General features: G+C 68.2%; 5 protein-coding genes, 1 tRNA gene and 1 pseudogene. 5 read left to right on the plus strand and 2 right to left on the minus strand.

The genetic code is table 11. From position 1 onward, the window contains the following. Positions 1-275 precede the first annotated feature (275 nt). A tRNA-Thr gene (locus ACF1B9_RS37415) sits at positions 276-348 on the plus strand. A 58-nt stretch (positions 349-406) separates the two neighbouring features. Here ACF1B9_RS37415 and ACF1B9_RS37420 read toward each other — a convergent pair. Together ACF1B9_RS37420 and ACF1B9_RS37425 are read right to left on the minus strand one after the other, a co-directional pair. Beyond that, a pseudogene (locus ACF1B9_RS37420) lies at positions 407-1,057 on the minus strand (aldo/keto reductase). 4 nt (positions 1,058-1,061) lie between these two features. After that, the gene (locus ACF1B9_RS37425; protein WP_391744777.1) at positions 1,062-3,689 is read right to left on the minus strand and encodes a SpoIIE family protein phosphatase; all 2,628 of its coding nucleotides are present in this window, start codon (positions 3,687-3,689) and stop codon (positions 1,062-1,064) included. A 402-nt stretch (positions 3,690-4,091) separates the two neighbouring features. On the opposite strand from ACF1B9_RS37425, the gene ACF1B9_RS37430 reads away from it, so the two are divergent. The 4 genes from ACF1B9_RS37430 to ACF1B9_RS37445 all read left to right on the plus strand — a co-directional run bounded on the left by ACF1B9_RS37430 (position 4,092) and on the right by ACF1B9_RS37445 (position 14,460). Continuing rightward, the gene (locus ACF1B9_RS37430) at positions 4,092-9,518 is read left to right on the plus strand and encodes a HAMP domain-containing protein (protein WP_391744775.1); all 5,427 of its coding nucleotides are present in this window, start codon (positions 4,092-4,094) and stop codon (positions 9,516-9,518) included. Between the two features lie 245 nt (positions 9,519-9,763). After that, the gene (locus ACF1B9_RS37435) at positions 9,764-10,441 is read left to right on the plus strand and encodes a two-component system response regulator (protein ID WP_391744774.1); all 678 of its coding nucleotides are present in this window, start codon (positions 9,764-9,766) and stop codon (positions 10,439-10,441) included. A 248-nt stretch (positions 10,442-10,689) separates the two neighbouring features. Next, positions 10,690-13,455 (plus strand): DNA translocase FtsK, encoded by a 2,766-nt coding sequence (locus tag ACF1B9_RS37440; RefSeq protein ID WP_391744772.1) that lies wholly within the window; start codon positions 10,690-10,692, stop codon positions 13,453-13,455. Between the two features lie 204 nt (positions 13,456-13,659). Then, positions 13,660-14,460 carry a helix-turn-helix domain-containing protein gene (locus ACF1B9_RS37445; protein WP_391744770.1) on the plus strand — a complete coding sequence of 267 codons (801 nt, stop codon included), beginning with the start codon at positions 13,660-13,662 and terminating at the stop codon, positions 14,458-14,460. Positions 14,461-14,633 lie beyond the last annotated feature (173 nt).

The raw sequence follows: 14,633 nt of genomic DNA on the forward strand, positions 1-14,633 counted from the left end.
GTACTGCAGGGGGGACCCTGTGGGAGAGTAGGACGCCGCCGAACTCCTTTTACGGAGAAGCCCCGTGCCCTTGTGGCACGGGGCTTTTCTGCGTTTCAGGACCCACTCATGCCGTCGTTCGGCTCTGCCTGTCCTCCTCCCGGCCGGCGACGTCGGCGCAACGTGGTGAGAGGGCCGGTGGGGCGGATGAGAGCTCGTCAGAATCTTCTGTGGTCAGTGGTTTTGAGTACCCCTGAGTTCAGGGTATGCTTTACCTCGTTGCCACAGCGCAGCAGGCCCCAATAGCTCAGTCGGTAGAGCGTCTCCATGGTAAGGAGAAGGTCTGCGGTTCGATTCCGCATTGGGGCTCAGTGAGAAGAAAGGCCCCCGCCAAACGGCGGGGGCCTTTCGCATGTTCGGTGCGTCCTTACTCGGCGCCCGTGTGGCGCGAATCGAGGCGGGCGATCTCGTCCGCTGAGAGGCGCAAGGCACCTGCGGCCACGTTCTCCGTCAAGTGGTCCGGATTACCGGTGCCGGGGATGGCAAGGACGTGTGAACCCTGCCCGCGCTGGGCTTATAGAGGCCGTAGCGGTTCTGTACACAGACCACGGGGGCGATGGACTGGGCCTCAGCCAGGTGGACGGCCTTGACTCCGGAGATGCCGAGGTGGCGTACGAGGCCCGCCTCGCGCAGCTCGGACAGTGCTCCGAAGTGCTCGGAGAGCGACTCCTGACCCATCAGACGCAGATGCACCAGATCGAGGTGGTCGCGGCCCAGTTGGCGCAGATTCTCCTCGACCTGGCCGCGTAGCTCGTCCGGCCTCGCGGGGGCGATCCACTCGCCCGAGGCGTCCCGCCGGGGACCGACCTTGGTGGCTATGGGGCGAGCGCCCGGTTGATCAGTTCGTTGGCGGACCGCAGAGACGAGAAGTAGAACGCGGCGGTGTCGATGTGGTTCACACCGAACTCGATCGCCGTCGGGGCACGCCGATCGACTGCTCATGGTTGCTCGGGGTGCCGAGGTGGAAGGCGGCGCTGCCGGTCAGGCGCATCGCACCGAAGCCGAGCCTTGATGAAATGTGTTCAGGCGGTGGGGGGTTCGGGGACGCGCATGGCGAGGATGGCCATGTCGTCGGAAGCCGGATCCGCGGCGAAGCGTTCGACTGCCCGCAGGATGCGTGCCGCCACCGCGCCGGCCGTGAGACCGGTACACGTGGAGAGGACGTCCGCCAGACCGTCGTCGCCGAGCATACGGGTGCCCTCACGGCGTTCCGTGACGCCGTCGGTCACGCACAGCAGGACGTCGCCCGGGGCGAGGGTGACCGTCTGCTCGTACAGTTCGAGGTCCTCGATCACGCCCAGCAGCGGCTGAGGTTCGGCCGCTGCCTCGACCGAGCCGTCCTGACGCAGGCGCAGCGGCAGGGGGTGGCCCGCGCAGACCACCTTCAGGAGAGCGCTCCCGTCCTCCTGGGGCCACAGCTCCCCGTACAGGAGGGTCAGGAAGCGGCTGCGGGCTCCCTCGTCCAGGATGGCGGCGTTGAGACGCTCCAGGACTGCCGGGCCTCCGAAGCCCTCGCGGGCGAGGAGGCGCAGGGCGTGGCGGGCGAGGCCCGTGACGGCCGCGGCCTCCGGACCCGTTCCGCAGACGTCACCGATGGCGAAGCCGTAGGCGCCGTCGCGGATCGGGAAGACGTCGTAGAAGTCGCCGCCGACCTCGTTGCCCTCGCCCGCCGCGCGGTAGATGACCTCGATCTCGACATTGGGGACATCGGGCAGCCCCGGCGGCAGCAGGCTGCGCTGGAGGGACTGACTGATCGCCATGCGCTCCGAGTAGAGGCGGGCGTTGTCGAGTGCGAGGGCGGCACGGCGGGAGAGGTCCTCGGCCAGTTCCAGGATCTCCTGGCGGAAGTGGTCGTCGGAGGGCTTTCCGAGCGTGAGCATGCCGATGACGCGGTTTCGGGCGACGAGTGGCAGGACCACTGTCTCTCCGCCCACCGCGGCGGCGGTGGCGAGTGTCGTACGGGCGCCGGAGCCGAGCCCGCCGGGCTCGCCGAGGCCGAGCGTACGCATGGAGGTGCGCAGGGCTGCCTGGTGGGCGGCCTCGGTCGGGGCCGTCCAGACTCGGGCGCCGGGGGTCGGTACGGGGTCGGGGGGAGCGATCTTGGAGAGCAGAGCCTTCAGGCCGTCGATGCGCTCCTCGTCCTCGTGCAGGACGTAGGAGAGGTAGGGCTCCGAGGACTGGTCGGCGATCGTGTAGACGGCGCACCAGGTGGCCAGGGTAGGGACCGTCATCTGGGCCATCAGGGCCAGGGTCTGGTCCCGGTCCAGGGTGCCGGCGAGCAGATCGGACGCCTCGACGAGGAAGGAGAGGGAACCGCGGCGCAGGCGCTCCAGTTCGCCGAGCCGGGCCGACTCGACGGCCAGCGCGATGCGGTCCGCGGCGAACTGGAGGCGCAGGGCCTCCTCGTTGGAGTAGCGGCCGGCGGCTTCCGCGGCGACGCCGAGCGAGCCCGTCAGACGTCCCTCGACCTTCAACGGGACGGTGACGACCGAGCGCATCCCCGTACCCCCGAGCAGCGGGACGGCGCCGGGGACGTGGTCGAGGTCTTCGTGGACGGCGGGCATCCGTGCGGAGCCGTAACGTCCGGTACCGGCCTCCACCGGAACCCGGGCGAAACGCTGACGGGCGGAGGGCAGGCCGGTCGTGGCCCGTACCTCCAGTTCTGTCTCGTCGTCCGTCGCCAGCAGCAGGAAGGCCGAGTCGGCGTCGAGCATGTCGCGTGCCCGTTCGACCGTGCGCTGGAGCAGGCCGTCGAGGTCGTCGGGGGCGGGGGAGCCGATGAAGATCTCGAACGGGTCCGCCTTGCGGTGCTGGGTGTTCGCGTCGGACACCGGCGCGCGTGCCGGGGACTGGAGGACGGCGCGTTCGTAGTCGCGGACGAGCAGGCAGACCGTGGACGGTTCACCGCCGGTGTCGCGGACCCGGAGGTGCGAGGCGTAGACGGGGATGGTGCGGCCGTCGGCGCCACGGATTCCGTAACTGCCCTCCCAGCGTGAGAGTTGCAGTGCTTCGACGATGCCCGTATTGGTGCCGGGTGTCTGCGGCCAGGCGGTGAAGTCGGTGAGCTGTTTCCCGGTGACCTGGTCCACGGCGTATCCGAAGAGGAACGCGGCGTCCTCGTTCCAGGCGGCGATGGACCCGGTGCTGTCGATCTGCACGACGGCCACCCGGACGCGCTCGTCGGCGACCGGGAGCAGGCCGACCGGGAGCAGGGGACCGGCGGAACGGATGCCCACCGGGCGCTCGGGAAGATCGAGCTGGAACCAGACATGTTTGTGGGTGGGCGAATACTCGACGCCCCACCGGGAGGCGAGCGCCGCGCAGAGCAGCAGCCCGCGGCCGTTCTCACGGTCCGGGCTGCCGAAATCCGGGCCCGAGCTCTGGAGCGGGACCTCGCGCTCCGGATAGTGGTCGGAGACCTCGATGCGGACTCCGTCCTCCGTACGCAGACACAGCACGTCCGCGGCGGTACCCGCGTGCACCACCGCGTTGGTCACGAGCTCGCTGGTGAGGACGACAGCGTCGTCGACGACATCCGTGTATCCCCATCCCTGGAGCGTGTCACGGACGAATGCGCGGGCGGTCGCGACAGAGCGCCCGACCGGGTCGAAGGTGGCAGCCGCGCGCGCGGTGATCACAGCACTCCCCATTTGGTGTCTCGTCGCTTCCCCGAGTCCTGTGCCCGTTTCTCGCCGCTTCGATTCGCCTGCCAGGCTAGACGCTCGGTCTCGGTGCCGGATACACGAGGGCCGACTTCGGGCAGGAACGATGAGGAACAGACACATGACCGGACAAGTGTGGGCTTCCCAACAAGATGATGTGGGGCAACCCTTGGAGGCTGCACCCGGATCGGGTGGGGCCTGGTAGGTTTCAACGATTTGACGTCCGCATGGTCACCCGTCGACGGTGGGCTGTGGCGGTGAGCCAATGAGGAACTGGGCAAGCTCCCAGATAAGGCCCGAGCTATACGGTCAACCCCTGCGGGAGGGATCACGGTGGAGTCTGGCGTGGCGGCGCGGGGATCAGGCACGCGCACAAAAGGCGGACAGTCCGTGAAGAAGCAGCGCAATGGAACCATCGAGGTCGACGCGGCGGCACTCAACAGATTGCTGGCGGGCCTGGTGGCCATGCGCGACGGGAATTTCCGCAGGCGCCTGACCGTCTCGGGCGACGGCGTGATGACGGAGATCGCGGCAGTCTTCAACGAAGTCGCCGACCGCAATCTCCATCTCACCGGCGAGCTGGCTCGGGTCCGGCGGGTCGTGGGGCGTGAGGGGAAGCTCACGGAACGGCTGGAGACGGGCGCCTGCGAGGGCTCCTGGGCCGCCGCCATCGACGCCTCCAACGAACTGGTCGACGATCTGGCCCGTCCGGTCTCCGAGGTCGGCCGGGTGCTGTCGGCGGTGGCCGACGGCGATCTGGAACAGCGGATGGAGCTGCGGTCGCACACCTCCGACGAGACGGTGCGCCCGCTGCGCGGTGAGTTCCTGAAGGTTGCCCGTACGGTCAACAACCTGGTCGACCAGCTGTCGGCGTTCACCGAGCAGGTGACGCGGGTCGCGGTCGAGGTGGGTACCGAGGGCAAGCTGGGCGGACAGGCCCAGGTGCGCGGCATGTCCGGTTCGTGGAAGGACCTCACGGACTCCGTCAACACCATGGCGTACCGGCTGACCGCACAGGTGCGAGACATCGCCCTGGTGACGACGGCGGTCGCCAAGGGCGACCTGTCACGGAAGGTCACCGTGCACGTGGCCGGCGAGATGCTTCAGCTGAAGAACACCGTCAACACGATGGTCGACCAGCTGTCGTCGTTCTCCTCCGAGGTGACGCGGGTCGCCCGCGAGGTGGGCACGGAGGGCGAGTTGGGCGGCCAGGCGACCGTGCCCGGTGTGGCCGGGGTCTGGAAGGACCTGACCGACTCCGTCAACACGATGGCCGGGAACCTGACCTCCCAGGTGCGCGGGATCGCCGAGGTGACGACTGCCGTCGCCAACGGTGACCTGTCCCAGAAGGTCACCGTGAGCGCCCGCGGCGAGGTCGCCCAGCTCGCCGAGACGATCAACCAGATGACCGAGACGCTGCGCACCTTCGCCGACGAGGTGACGCGTGTGGCGAGCGAGGTCGGCGGCGAGGGCCTGCTCGGCGGCCAGGCCCAGGTGCCGGGTGCCGCGGGCACCTGGAAGGACCTCACCGATTCGGTGAACACGGTCTTCCGCAACCTGACGACGCAGGTGCGCGACATCGCGCAGGTGACCACGGCAGTGGCCAGTGGTGATCTGTCGCAGAAGGTCACCGTCGACGTGGCCGGCGAGATGCTGGAGCTGAAGAACACCGTCAACACGATGGTGGACCAGCTTCAGTCGTTCGGGTCCGAGGTGACGAGGGTCGCCCGGGAGGTCGGCGTCGAGGGCCGGCTGGGCGGCCAGGCGGAGGTGCCGGGTGCCGCGGGCACGTGGAAGGACCTCACCGATTCGGTGAACACTGCTTTCCGCAACCTGACCGGTCAGGTGCGGGACATCGCGCAGGTGACCACGGCGGTCGCCAACGGTGATTTGTCGCAGAAGGTCACCGTCGACGTGGCCGGCGAGATGCTGGAGCTGAAGAACACCGTCAACACCATGGTGGCGCAGCTGTCCAACTTCGCCGACCAGGTGACGCGGATGGCACGCGACGTGGGCACGGAGGGGCGCCTCGGCGGCCAGGCACGGGTCGACGGTGTCTCCGGTACGTGGAAGGAGCTCACCGACTCCGTCAACTTCATGGCAGGGAACCTGACCTCCCAGGTGCGCCAGATCGCGCAGGTGACCACGGCGGTGGCGCGGGGCGACCTGTCGCAGAAGATCGACGTGGACGCGCGCGGGGAGATCCTGGAGCTGAAGAACACCATCAACACGATGGTCGACCAGCTCTCCGCCTTCGCCGACCAGGTGACGCGGGTGGCCCGCGAGGTGGGTACGGACGGGCGGCTCGGCGGCCAGGCGCAGGTGCCCGGCGTCGCCGGTGTGTGGCGCGATCTGACGGACTCGGTGAACGGCATGGCCGGCAATCTGACCGATCAGGTCCGCAGCATCGCCCAGGTCGCCACGGCGGTGGCGCGGGGCGACCTGTCGCAGAAGATCGACGTGGACGCGCGCGGCGAGATCCTGGAGCTGAAGAACACCCTCAACACGATGGTCGACCAGCTCTCGAACTTCGCCGAGCAGGTGACGCGGGTCGCCCGTGAGGTGGGCACGGAAGGCATCCTCGGCGGCCAGGCCGAGGTGCAGGGTGTGTCCGGTACGTGGAAGGACCTCACCCAGTCCGTCAACGGCATGGCGAACAACCTGACCCTCCAGGTCCGAAACATCGCCGAGGTCACCACTGCGGTCGCCAAGGGCGATCTGTCCAAGAAGATCACCGTCGACGCCAAGGGCGAGATCCTCGAACTCGTGACGACGGTCAACACCATGGTCGACCAGCTGCTCAACTTCGCCGACGAGGTGACGCGGGTCGCCCGCGAGGTGGGTACCGAGGGAATCCTCGGCGGTCAGGCCCGGGTGCGCGGTGCGACGGGTATCTGGAAGGACCTCAGCGACAACGTCAACCTGATGGCCAACAACCTGACCAGCCAGGTGCGGAACATCTCCCGGGTCTCGTCCGCGGTCGCCACGGGCGACCTCACGAAGAAGGTCACCGTCGAGGCGCGCGGCGAGGTCGCCGAGCTCGCCGACACCGTCAACACGATGGTGACGACGCTGTCCTCGTTCGCCGACGAGGTGACGCGCGTCGCCCGTGAGGTGGGTACGGAAGGTGAGCTGGGCGGCCAGGCACGCGTTCCGGGTGTCTCCGGTACGTGGAAGGACCTCACCGAGTCCGTGAACTCGATGGCGTCCAATCTGACCGGTCAGGTGCGGCAGATCGCCACGGTCACCACGGCCATCGCCAAGGGCGACCTCACCAAGAAGATCGACATCGACGCGCGCGGTGAGATCCAGGAGCTGAAGAACACCATCAACACGATGGTCGATCAGCTGTCCTCGTTCGCCGAGCAGGTGACCCGCGTGGCCCGTGAGGTGGGCACGGAGGGGCAGTTGGGGGGCCAGGCCCGAGTCCGGGACGTCGACGGCACCTGGCGCGACCTCACCGAGTCGGTGAACGAGATGGCCGGGAACCTCACTCGTCAGGTGCGGGCCATCGCGGCCGTCGCCACGGCGGTGACCCGGGGCGATCTCAATCTCAAGATCGATGTGGACGCGTCGGGCGAGATCCAGGCACTGCAGGACAACATCAATACGATGATCGCCAACCTGCGTGACACCACGGCCACCAACAAGGAGCAGGACTGGCTCAAGGGCAATCTCGCCCGGATCTCCGGTCTGATGCAGGGGCGGCGCGATCTCGACGACGTGGCCTCGCTGATCATGAGCGAGCTGACTCCGGTCGTCTCCGCGCAGCACGGTGCGTTCTTCCTGGCCATGCCGACCGGTGACACCGATGCGGTGGGACCGGACAGTGACAAGGACAGCTCGTACGAACTCCGGATGAGGGGCAGCTACGGATACTCGGCGGGATCGATGCCGACTTCGTTCCGGCCCGGTGAGACGCTCATCGGCACCGCGGCGGAGGAGAAGCGGACGATTCAGGTGGACAATGTTCCGCCTGGATATCTGAAGATTTCCTCCGGGCTCGGTGAGGCGCCGCCCGCGCATGTGATCGTGCTGCCGGTGCTGTTCGAGGGGAAGGTCCTCGGTGTGATCGAACTGGCCTCGTTCCAGCCGTTCACCCATATCCAGCGGGACTTCCTCAATCAGCTCGCCGAGATGATCGCGACGAGCGTCAACACCATCAGCGTCAACACGAAGACCGAGAAGCTCCTTGAGCAGTCGCAGGAGCTGGCCGAGCAATTGCGGGACCGTTCGAAGGAGCTGGAGATCCGGCAGCAGGCGCTTCAGGCCTCCAACGCCGAACTGGAGGAGAAGGCCGAGTTGCTGGCCCAGCAGAACCGCGACATCGAGGTCAAGAACACCGAGATCGAGGACGCCCGGCAGGTCCTGGAGGAGCGCGCCGAGCAGCTCGCGGTCTCGATGCGCTACAAGTCCGAGTTCCTGGCAAACATGTCGCACGAATTGCGTACCCCGCTCAACTCGCTGCTCATTCTGGCCAAGCTGCTCGCGGACAACGCCGAGGGGAATCTCTCGCCGAAGCAGGTGGAGTTCGCCGAGACGATCCACGGGGCCGGTTCCGACCTGCTGCAGCTGATCAATGACATCCTCGACCTGACGAAGGTCGAGGCGGGCAAGATGGACGTCAGTCCGACCCGGATCGCGCTGGTTCAGTTGGTCGACTACGTGGAGGCGACATTCCGGCCGCTCACCGCGGAGAAGGGGCTCGACTTCTCCGTACGGGTGTCGCCGGAGCTGCCCGCGACGCTGCACACGGACGAGCAGAGGCTGCTCCAGGTGCTGCGCAATCTCCTTTCCAACGCGGTGAAGTTCACCGACAGCGGAGCGGTCGAGCTGGTGATCCGGCACGCCAGCACGGATGTGCCGAACGCCATTCGTGAGCAGCTGCTGGAGGCCGGATCGCTGCATGACGCCGATGCCGATCTGATCGCCTTCTCGGTCACCGACACCGGTATCGGGATCGCGTCCAGCAAGATGCTGGTGATCTTCGAGGCGTTCAAGCAGGCCGACGGGACGACCAGTCGCAAGTACGGCGGCACGGGGCTCGGCCTGTCCATCAGCCGGGAGATCGCCCGGCTGCTGGGCGGTGAGATCCACGCGGCGAGCGAGCCGGGCCGCGGCTCGACGTTCACGCTGTATCTCCCGCTGCACCCGAGCGAGCTGCCGCCGCAGGGCTATCCGCAGGTGGGCCCGGGGCTCGTCGAGGCACACGGCGCAGCGATCGAGGAGGGTCCGTTCACAGACGCCCGTCCGGGCGCCGGCCCGACGGGGACCGTGCACGATTCGGCCGGAGCCGGCGGACCGGCGCGGAGCCGCAAGCCCCTGGGGAGCTCGGAGCGACGGCTCGCGCTGCCGTCGCGCGCCGCCGCTCCGGCGTCTCCGCAGGAGCCGTGGACGCTCGGCGGGCAGAAGGAACCGGAGGTTCGCAGGACGTTCCGGTTCCACGGCGAGAAGGTGCTGATCGTCGACGACGACATCCGTAACGTCTTCGCGCTCACCAGCGTGCTGGAGCAGCACGGTCTCGCGGTGCTGTACGCGGAGAACGGGCGGGTGGGCATCGAAGTCCTGGAACAGCACGACGATGTGACGGTCGTACTGATGGACATCATGATGCCGGAGATGGACGGCTATGCCACGACGGCGGCGATCCGCAGGATGCCGCAGTTCGCGGGGCTGCCGATCGTCGCGCTCACGGCCAAGGCCATGAAGGGCGACCGGGAGAAGGCCATCGAATCCGGCGCTTCCGACTATGTCACCAAGCCTGTCGATCCTGATCATCTCCTCTCCGTAATGGAGCAGTGGATGCGCGGAGAGTGATCATTTTATTGAGGGAATCGCGATGAGTTGGTGATTGGCTGTGCCCGCAGGAGTGTGAGAAGGCGCTGTACGGGGAACCTTCTGGTCCCCCACCGCGTTTTTGCTGTGTGCACAGTGACATCGCGGTGACAGGGTGTGGCGACGGGCGGGGTGCGGCTACCATGACCGGCACAAGGACGGACGGCGTAAGGGAGTCGTCCCCTGGGGCGGCGCCCGGTGCAATTCCGGGGCGAGGAGGACGGGCCATGGTGCAGAAGGCCAAGATCCTCCTGGTCGATGACCGGCCGGAGAATCTGCTGGCGCTGGAGGCCATCCTCTCTGCGCTCGATCAGACCCTGGTACGGGCATCGTCAGGGGAGGAGGCGCTCAAAGCGCTGCTCACGGACGATTTCGCGGTCATTCTGCTGGACGTCCAGATGCCAGGCATGGACGGTTTCGAAACGGCCGCCCACATCAAGCGGCGGGAACGGACCCGGGACATCCCGATCATCTTCCTCACCGCGATCAATCACGGTCCGCATCACACCTTCAGGGGTTACGCGGCGGGCGCGGTGGACTACATCTCGAAGCCGTTCGACCCGTGGGTGCTGCGGGCCAAGGTCTCGGTCTTCGTCGAGCTGTACATGAAGAACTGCAAGCTGCGCGAACAGGCGGCGTTGCTGCGGCTCCAGCTCGAAGGCGACGTCAACGGCGACACGGGCCACGAGCAGGAGCCCGCGGGGCTGCTGGCCGAACTCTCGGCGCGTCTCGCAGCCGTCGAGGAGCAGGCCGAAGCGCTGTCCAAGCAACTTGACGACGAGTCGGCGGACGCCGCGGCCGTGGCCACCGCGGCCCACCTGGAACGGAAGCTGACCGGCCTGCGCCGGGCGCTCGACGCGCTGGAACCCGGGACCGGAAGCGGCGCGAGCGTCGTTCCCTCGTAACGTCGTGCCGCGGCGCTGAGCCACGGCGCGAGCGGTCCGGCCGTGCGACCTGCGGTCGGTGAACGGCGGTTGTCCGGGACTTCGGCCCAACTTCCCTGCCACCCGACCCGTTCGACAGCGGGAACAGGGGCTCCCACCGGTGCGGACACGTGAGCGCGCGTCAGTTTGCCGCCTCCGTACGGCGACACGGACGGGTGAAGCGGCAGGCACGCGTGTTCACGGCCGTCGACACCGGTAACCTCGGCACCATGGCCTCACGTACGTCCGGCAAGGGTTCCCAGGGCACGGCGGGCACCGCGAAGCGCGTCGGCCGTACCGCGGGGCCGGCCAAGAAAGCGGCGCCCGCCAAGAAGACCGCCGCGAAGAAGACCGCGCCCGCGAAGAAGGCTCCCGCCAAGAAGGCGGCCGCGCCCAAACCCGCACCGTCGCCCACCGGTGGTGTGTACCGGGTGGCGCGTGCCGTCTGGCTCGGCGCGGCCCACGCCGTGGGTGCGATGTTCCGCGGCGTGGGCCGCGGTGCCAAGGGACTCGATCCCGCACACCGCAAGGACGGCGTCGCCCTGCTGCTGCTCGGCCTCGCGCTGGTCGTCGCCGCGGGTACCTGGTCGAATCTGCGCGGACCCGTCGGTGACCTCGTCGAGATGCTCGTCACCGGGGCCTTCGGGCGACTCGATCTGCTGGTGCCGATACTGCTCGGCACCATCGCCGTACGGCTGATCCGCTACCCGGAGAAGCCCGAGGCCAACGGCCGCATCGTCATCGGACTCTCCGCCCTGGTCATCGGGGTGCTCGGGCAGGTGCACATCGCGTGCGGATCGCCCGGCCGGGGGGACGGCACCACGGCGATGCAGGACGCGGGCGGACTCATCGGCTGGGCGGCCTCCAAGCCGCTGATCTACACGATGGGCGAGGTCCTCGCCGTACCACTGCTGTTGCTGCTCACCGTCTTCGGGCTGCTGGTCGTCACCGCCACCCCGGTGAACGCCATTCCGCAGCGGCTGCGTCTGCTCGGCACCAAGCTGGGCATCCTCGACCCGGTGCACGACCCCGAGGCGGACGAGGAGAACGACGACGAGCGCTACGACGAGCAGTGGCGCGAGGCGCTCCCCGCCCGCTCCCGCCGCTCCTCCGCACGCCGTTCCGAAGCACCCGCGGAGTACGACCCCGACCGGGCGGAGGCCGACGCTCTCTCCAAGCGCCCGAGGCCGCGCAGGCCTTCGGTGCAGCCCGCGATGAACCGCACCATGGACGCGGTGGATGTGGCCGCGGCCGCGGCCGCGGCGCTCGACGGGGCGGTGCTCAACGGCATGCCGCCCTCGCCGATCGTCGCCGACCTCACCCAGGGCGTCTCCGTCGAGCGTGAACGCCCGGGTACGCCGGTGCCGGGCGCCAGGGAGGGCGAACCCGCCACCGGGGGAGGCAAGCCGGAGAAACGGGCGGTGTCCTCGGGCGGCGTACCCGATCTGACGAAGCCCGCGCCCGACCGGTCGCAGTCCGAGCCGCTGCCGGCCCGCGCCGAACAACTGCAGCTCTCCGGCGACATCACCTACTCACTGCCCTCGCTCGACCTGTTGGAGCGTGGTGGCCCGGGCAAGACCCGCAGCGCCGCCAACGACGCGATCGTCGCGTCCCTGACGAATGTCTTCACCGAGTTCAAGGTCGACGCCGCCGTGACCGGCTTCACCCGCGGGCCGACGGTCACCCGCTACGAGGTGGAGCTCGGTCCCGCGGTGAAGGTCGAGCGGATCACCGCGCTCGCCAAGAACATCGCCTACGCCGTCGCCAGTCCCGACGTCCGGATCATCTCCCCGATCCCGGGCAAGTCGGCGGTCGGCATCGAGATCCCCAACACCGACCGGGAGATGGTCAACCTCGGCGATGTGCTGCGCCTCGCGGACGCCGCCGAGGACGACCACCCGATGCTGGTCGCGCTCGGCAAGGACGTCGAGGGCGGCTATGTGATGGCCAACCTGGCGAAGATGCCGCACGTCCTGGTGGCCGGTGCGACAGGTTCCGGCAAGTCGTCCTGCATCAACTGCCTGATCACCTCGGTCATGGTGCGGGCGACGCCGGACGACGTCCGCATGGTGCTGGTCGACCCCAAGCGAGTCGAGCTGACCGCGTACGAGGGCATCCCGCACCTGATCACACCGATCATCACCAACCCCAAGCGCGCCGCCGAGGCTCTCCAGTGGGTCGTACGGGAGATGGACCTCCGGTACGACGACCTCGCCGCGTTCGGATACCGGCACATCGACGACTTCAACCAGGCCGTCCGCAACGGCAAGGTCAAACCACCGGAGGGCAGCGAGCGCGAGCTCTCGCCGTACCCGTACCTGCTGGTGATCGTCGACGAGCTGGCCGACCTGATGATGGTCGCTCCGCGTGATGTGGAGGACGCCATCGTCCGTATCACCCAACTGGCCCGCGCCGCCGGTATCCACCTGGTGCTCGCGACGCAGCGGCCCTCGGTCGACGTCGTCACCGGTCTGATCAAGGCGAACGTGCCTTCACGGCTCGCCTTCGCGACCTCCTCGCTGGCCGACAGCCGCGTCATCCTCGACCAGCCCGGCGCCGAGAAGCTGATCGGAAAGGGTGACGGTCTGTTCCTGCCGATGGGGGCCAACAAGCCCACCCGTATGCAGGGTGCCTTCGTCACCGAGGACGAGGTCGCGGCCATCGTCCAGCACTGCAAGGATCAGATGGCGCCTGTCTTCCGCGAGGACGTGGTGGTCGGCGCGGCCAAGAAGAAGGAGATCGACGAGGACATCGGCGACGACCTGGATCTGCTGTGCCAGGCCGCCGAGCTGGTCGTCTCCACTCAGTTCGGTTCCACCTCGATGCTGCAGCGCAAGCTGCGGGTCGGCTTCGCCAAGGCCGGCCGGCTGATGGACCTGATGGAGTCGCGAAACATCGTCGGTCCGAGTGAGGGATCCAAGGCCCGCGACGTCCTGGTGAAACCGGACGAGCTGGACGGGGTGTTGGCACTGATCCGCGGGGAATCCGCTTCGTAGGTGAAGTGTGGGCAACCGTTTCGCCGGGTCGTACGTCAAGTTGAAGGGAGGGACGGCAAAATTGTCCTTCTCGGGGTGGCCCGGTGAATCCGACGGCGTTCGAGTCTGATGGCGTACAAAGTCCTTCGTCCCGGTTGCCCCACCCTTTCGTACCCCCCCTAGACTGAACATCCAGCAGGTGGCTCACGCTCGAAAGGCGCCCCCGTGTCCATCGGCAACTCCCCCGAAGACGACCGGCCTTCGATCGGTCGAGTGCTCCAGCAGGCTCGTATCGCCGCAGGTCTCACGGTCGAAGAAATCAGTTCGTCCACCCGGGTGCGCATCCCCATCGTGCACGCGATCGAAGAGGGCGACTTCTCCCGCTGCGGCGGCGACGTGTATGCGCGCGGCCATATCCGTACCTTGGCGCGTGCCGTCGGCATCGATCCGGAACCGCTGGTTTCGCAGTTCGACGCCGAGCACGGCGGCCGTCCCGCACCCACGCCCGCGGCGCCGCTGTTCGAGGCCGAGAGAATCCGTTCCGAGCCCCGGCGGCCCAACTGGACCGCGGCCATGGTCGCGGCGATCGTCGCCGTCGTCGGGTTCGTCGGCTTCACCTTCTTCAAGGGCGGCGACGACACCCCCAAGACCACTCAGGTCGCCGAGGGCTCGACGCCCGACACGAAGAGCCCCGCGCCGAAGGCCAGCAAGTCCGTCGATCCGAAGCCGGCGCCCTCCGACAGTGCCATCGCCGCGGCACCCCGCGACAAGGTGACGGTGAAGCTCAGCGCCAGCCAGGGCAAGAGCTGGATCTCCGCCAAGGATCACAACGGCCGGCTGCTCTTCGACGGTCTGCTCCTCCAGGGCCAGTCCAAGACCTTTCAGGACCAGGAGCGGGTCGACCTCGTCCTCGGTGACGCCGGGTCCATCGAGCTCTTTGTGAACGGCAAGAAGGTCGAGGACAAGTTCCAGCCCGGTCAGGTCGAGCGGCTCTCGTACACGAAGGGTGATCCGGCGGTCGGCTGACCAGTACACGCGAGGTTCCGAAGCGGGACCGGCGAGAGGGGGGGGGGGGGGGCCGGCGCCCCGGGCCCCCCCCCCCCCCGGGGCGGGGGGGGGGGGGGACCACCCCCCCGCCGGGGCGGGGGGGGGCCAACTTATTGTTTTCCCCAAGCCCCCCCCCCGAACCCCGCCCCCGT

Origin of the sequence: Streptomyces sp. NPDC014727, assembly GCF_043083485.1 — a bacterium.
Lineage (GTDB): Bacteria > Actinomycetota > Actinomycetes > Streptomycetales > Streptomycetaceae > Streptomyces.

Bases quoted from the DNA above. Each gene is read 5' to 3' on its own strand.
- ACF1B9_RS37435 (WP_391744774.1), top strand. From the start codon at position 9,764: ATGGTGCAGAAGGCCAAGATCCTCCTGGTCGATGACCGGCCGGAGAAT.
- ACF1B9_RS37440 (WP_391744772.1), top strand. From the start codon at position 10,690: ATGGCCTCACGTACGTCCGGCAAGGGTTCCCAGGGCACGGCGGGCACC.
- ACF1B9_RS37425 (WP_391744777.1), bottom strand. From the start codon at position 3,689: ATGGGGAGTGCTGTGATCACCGCGCGCGCGGCTGCCACCTTCGACCCG.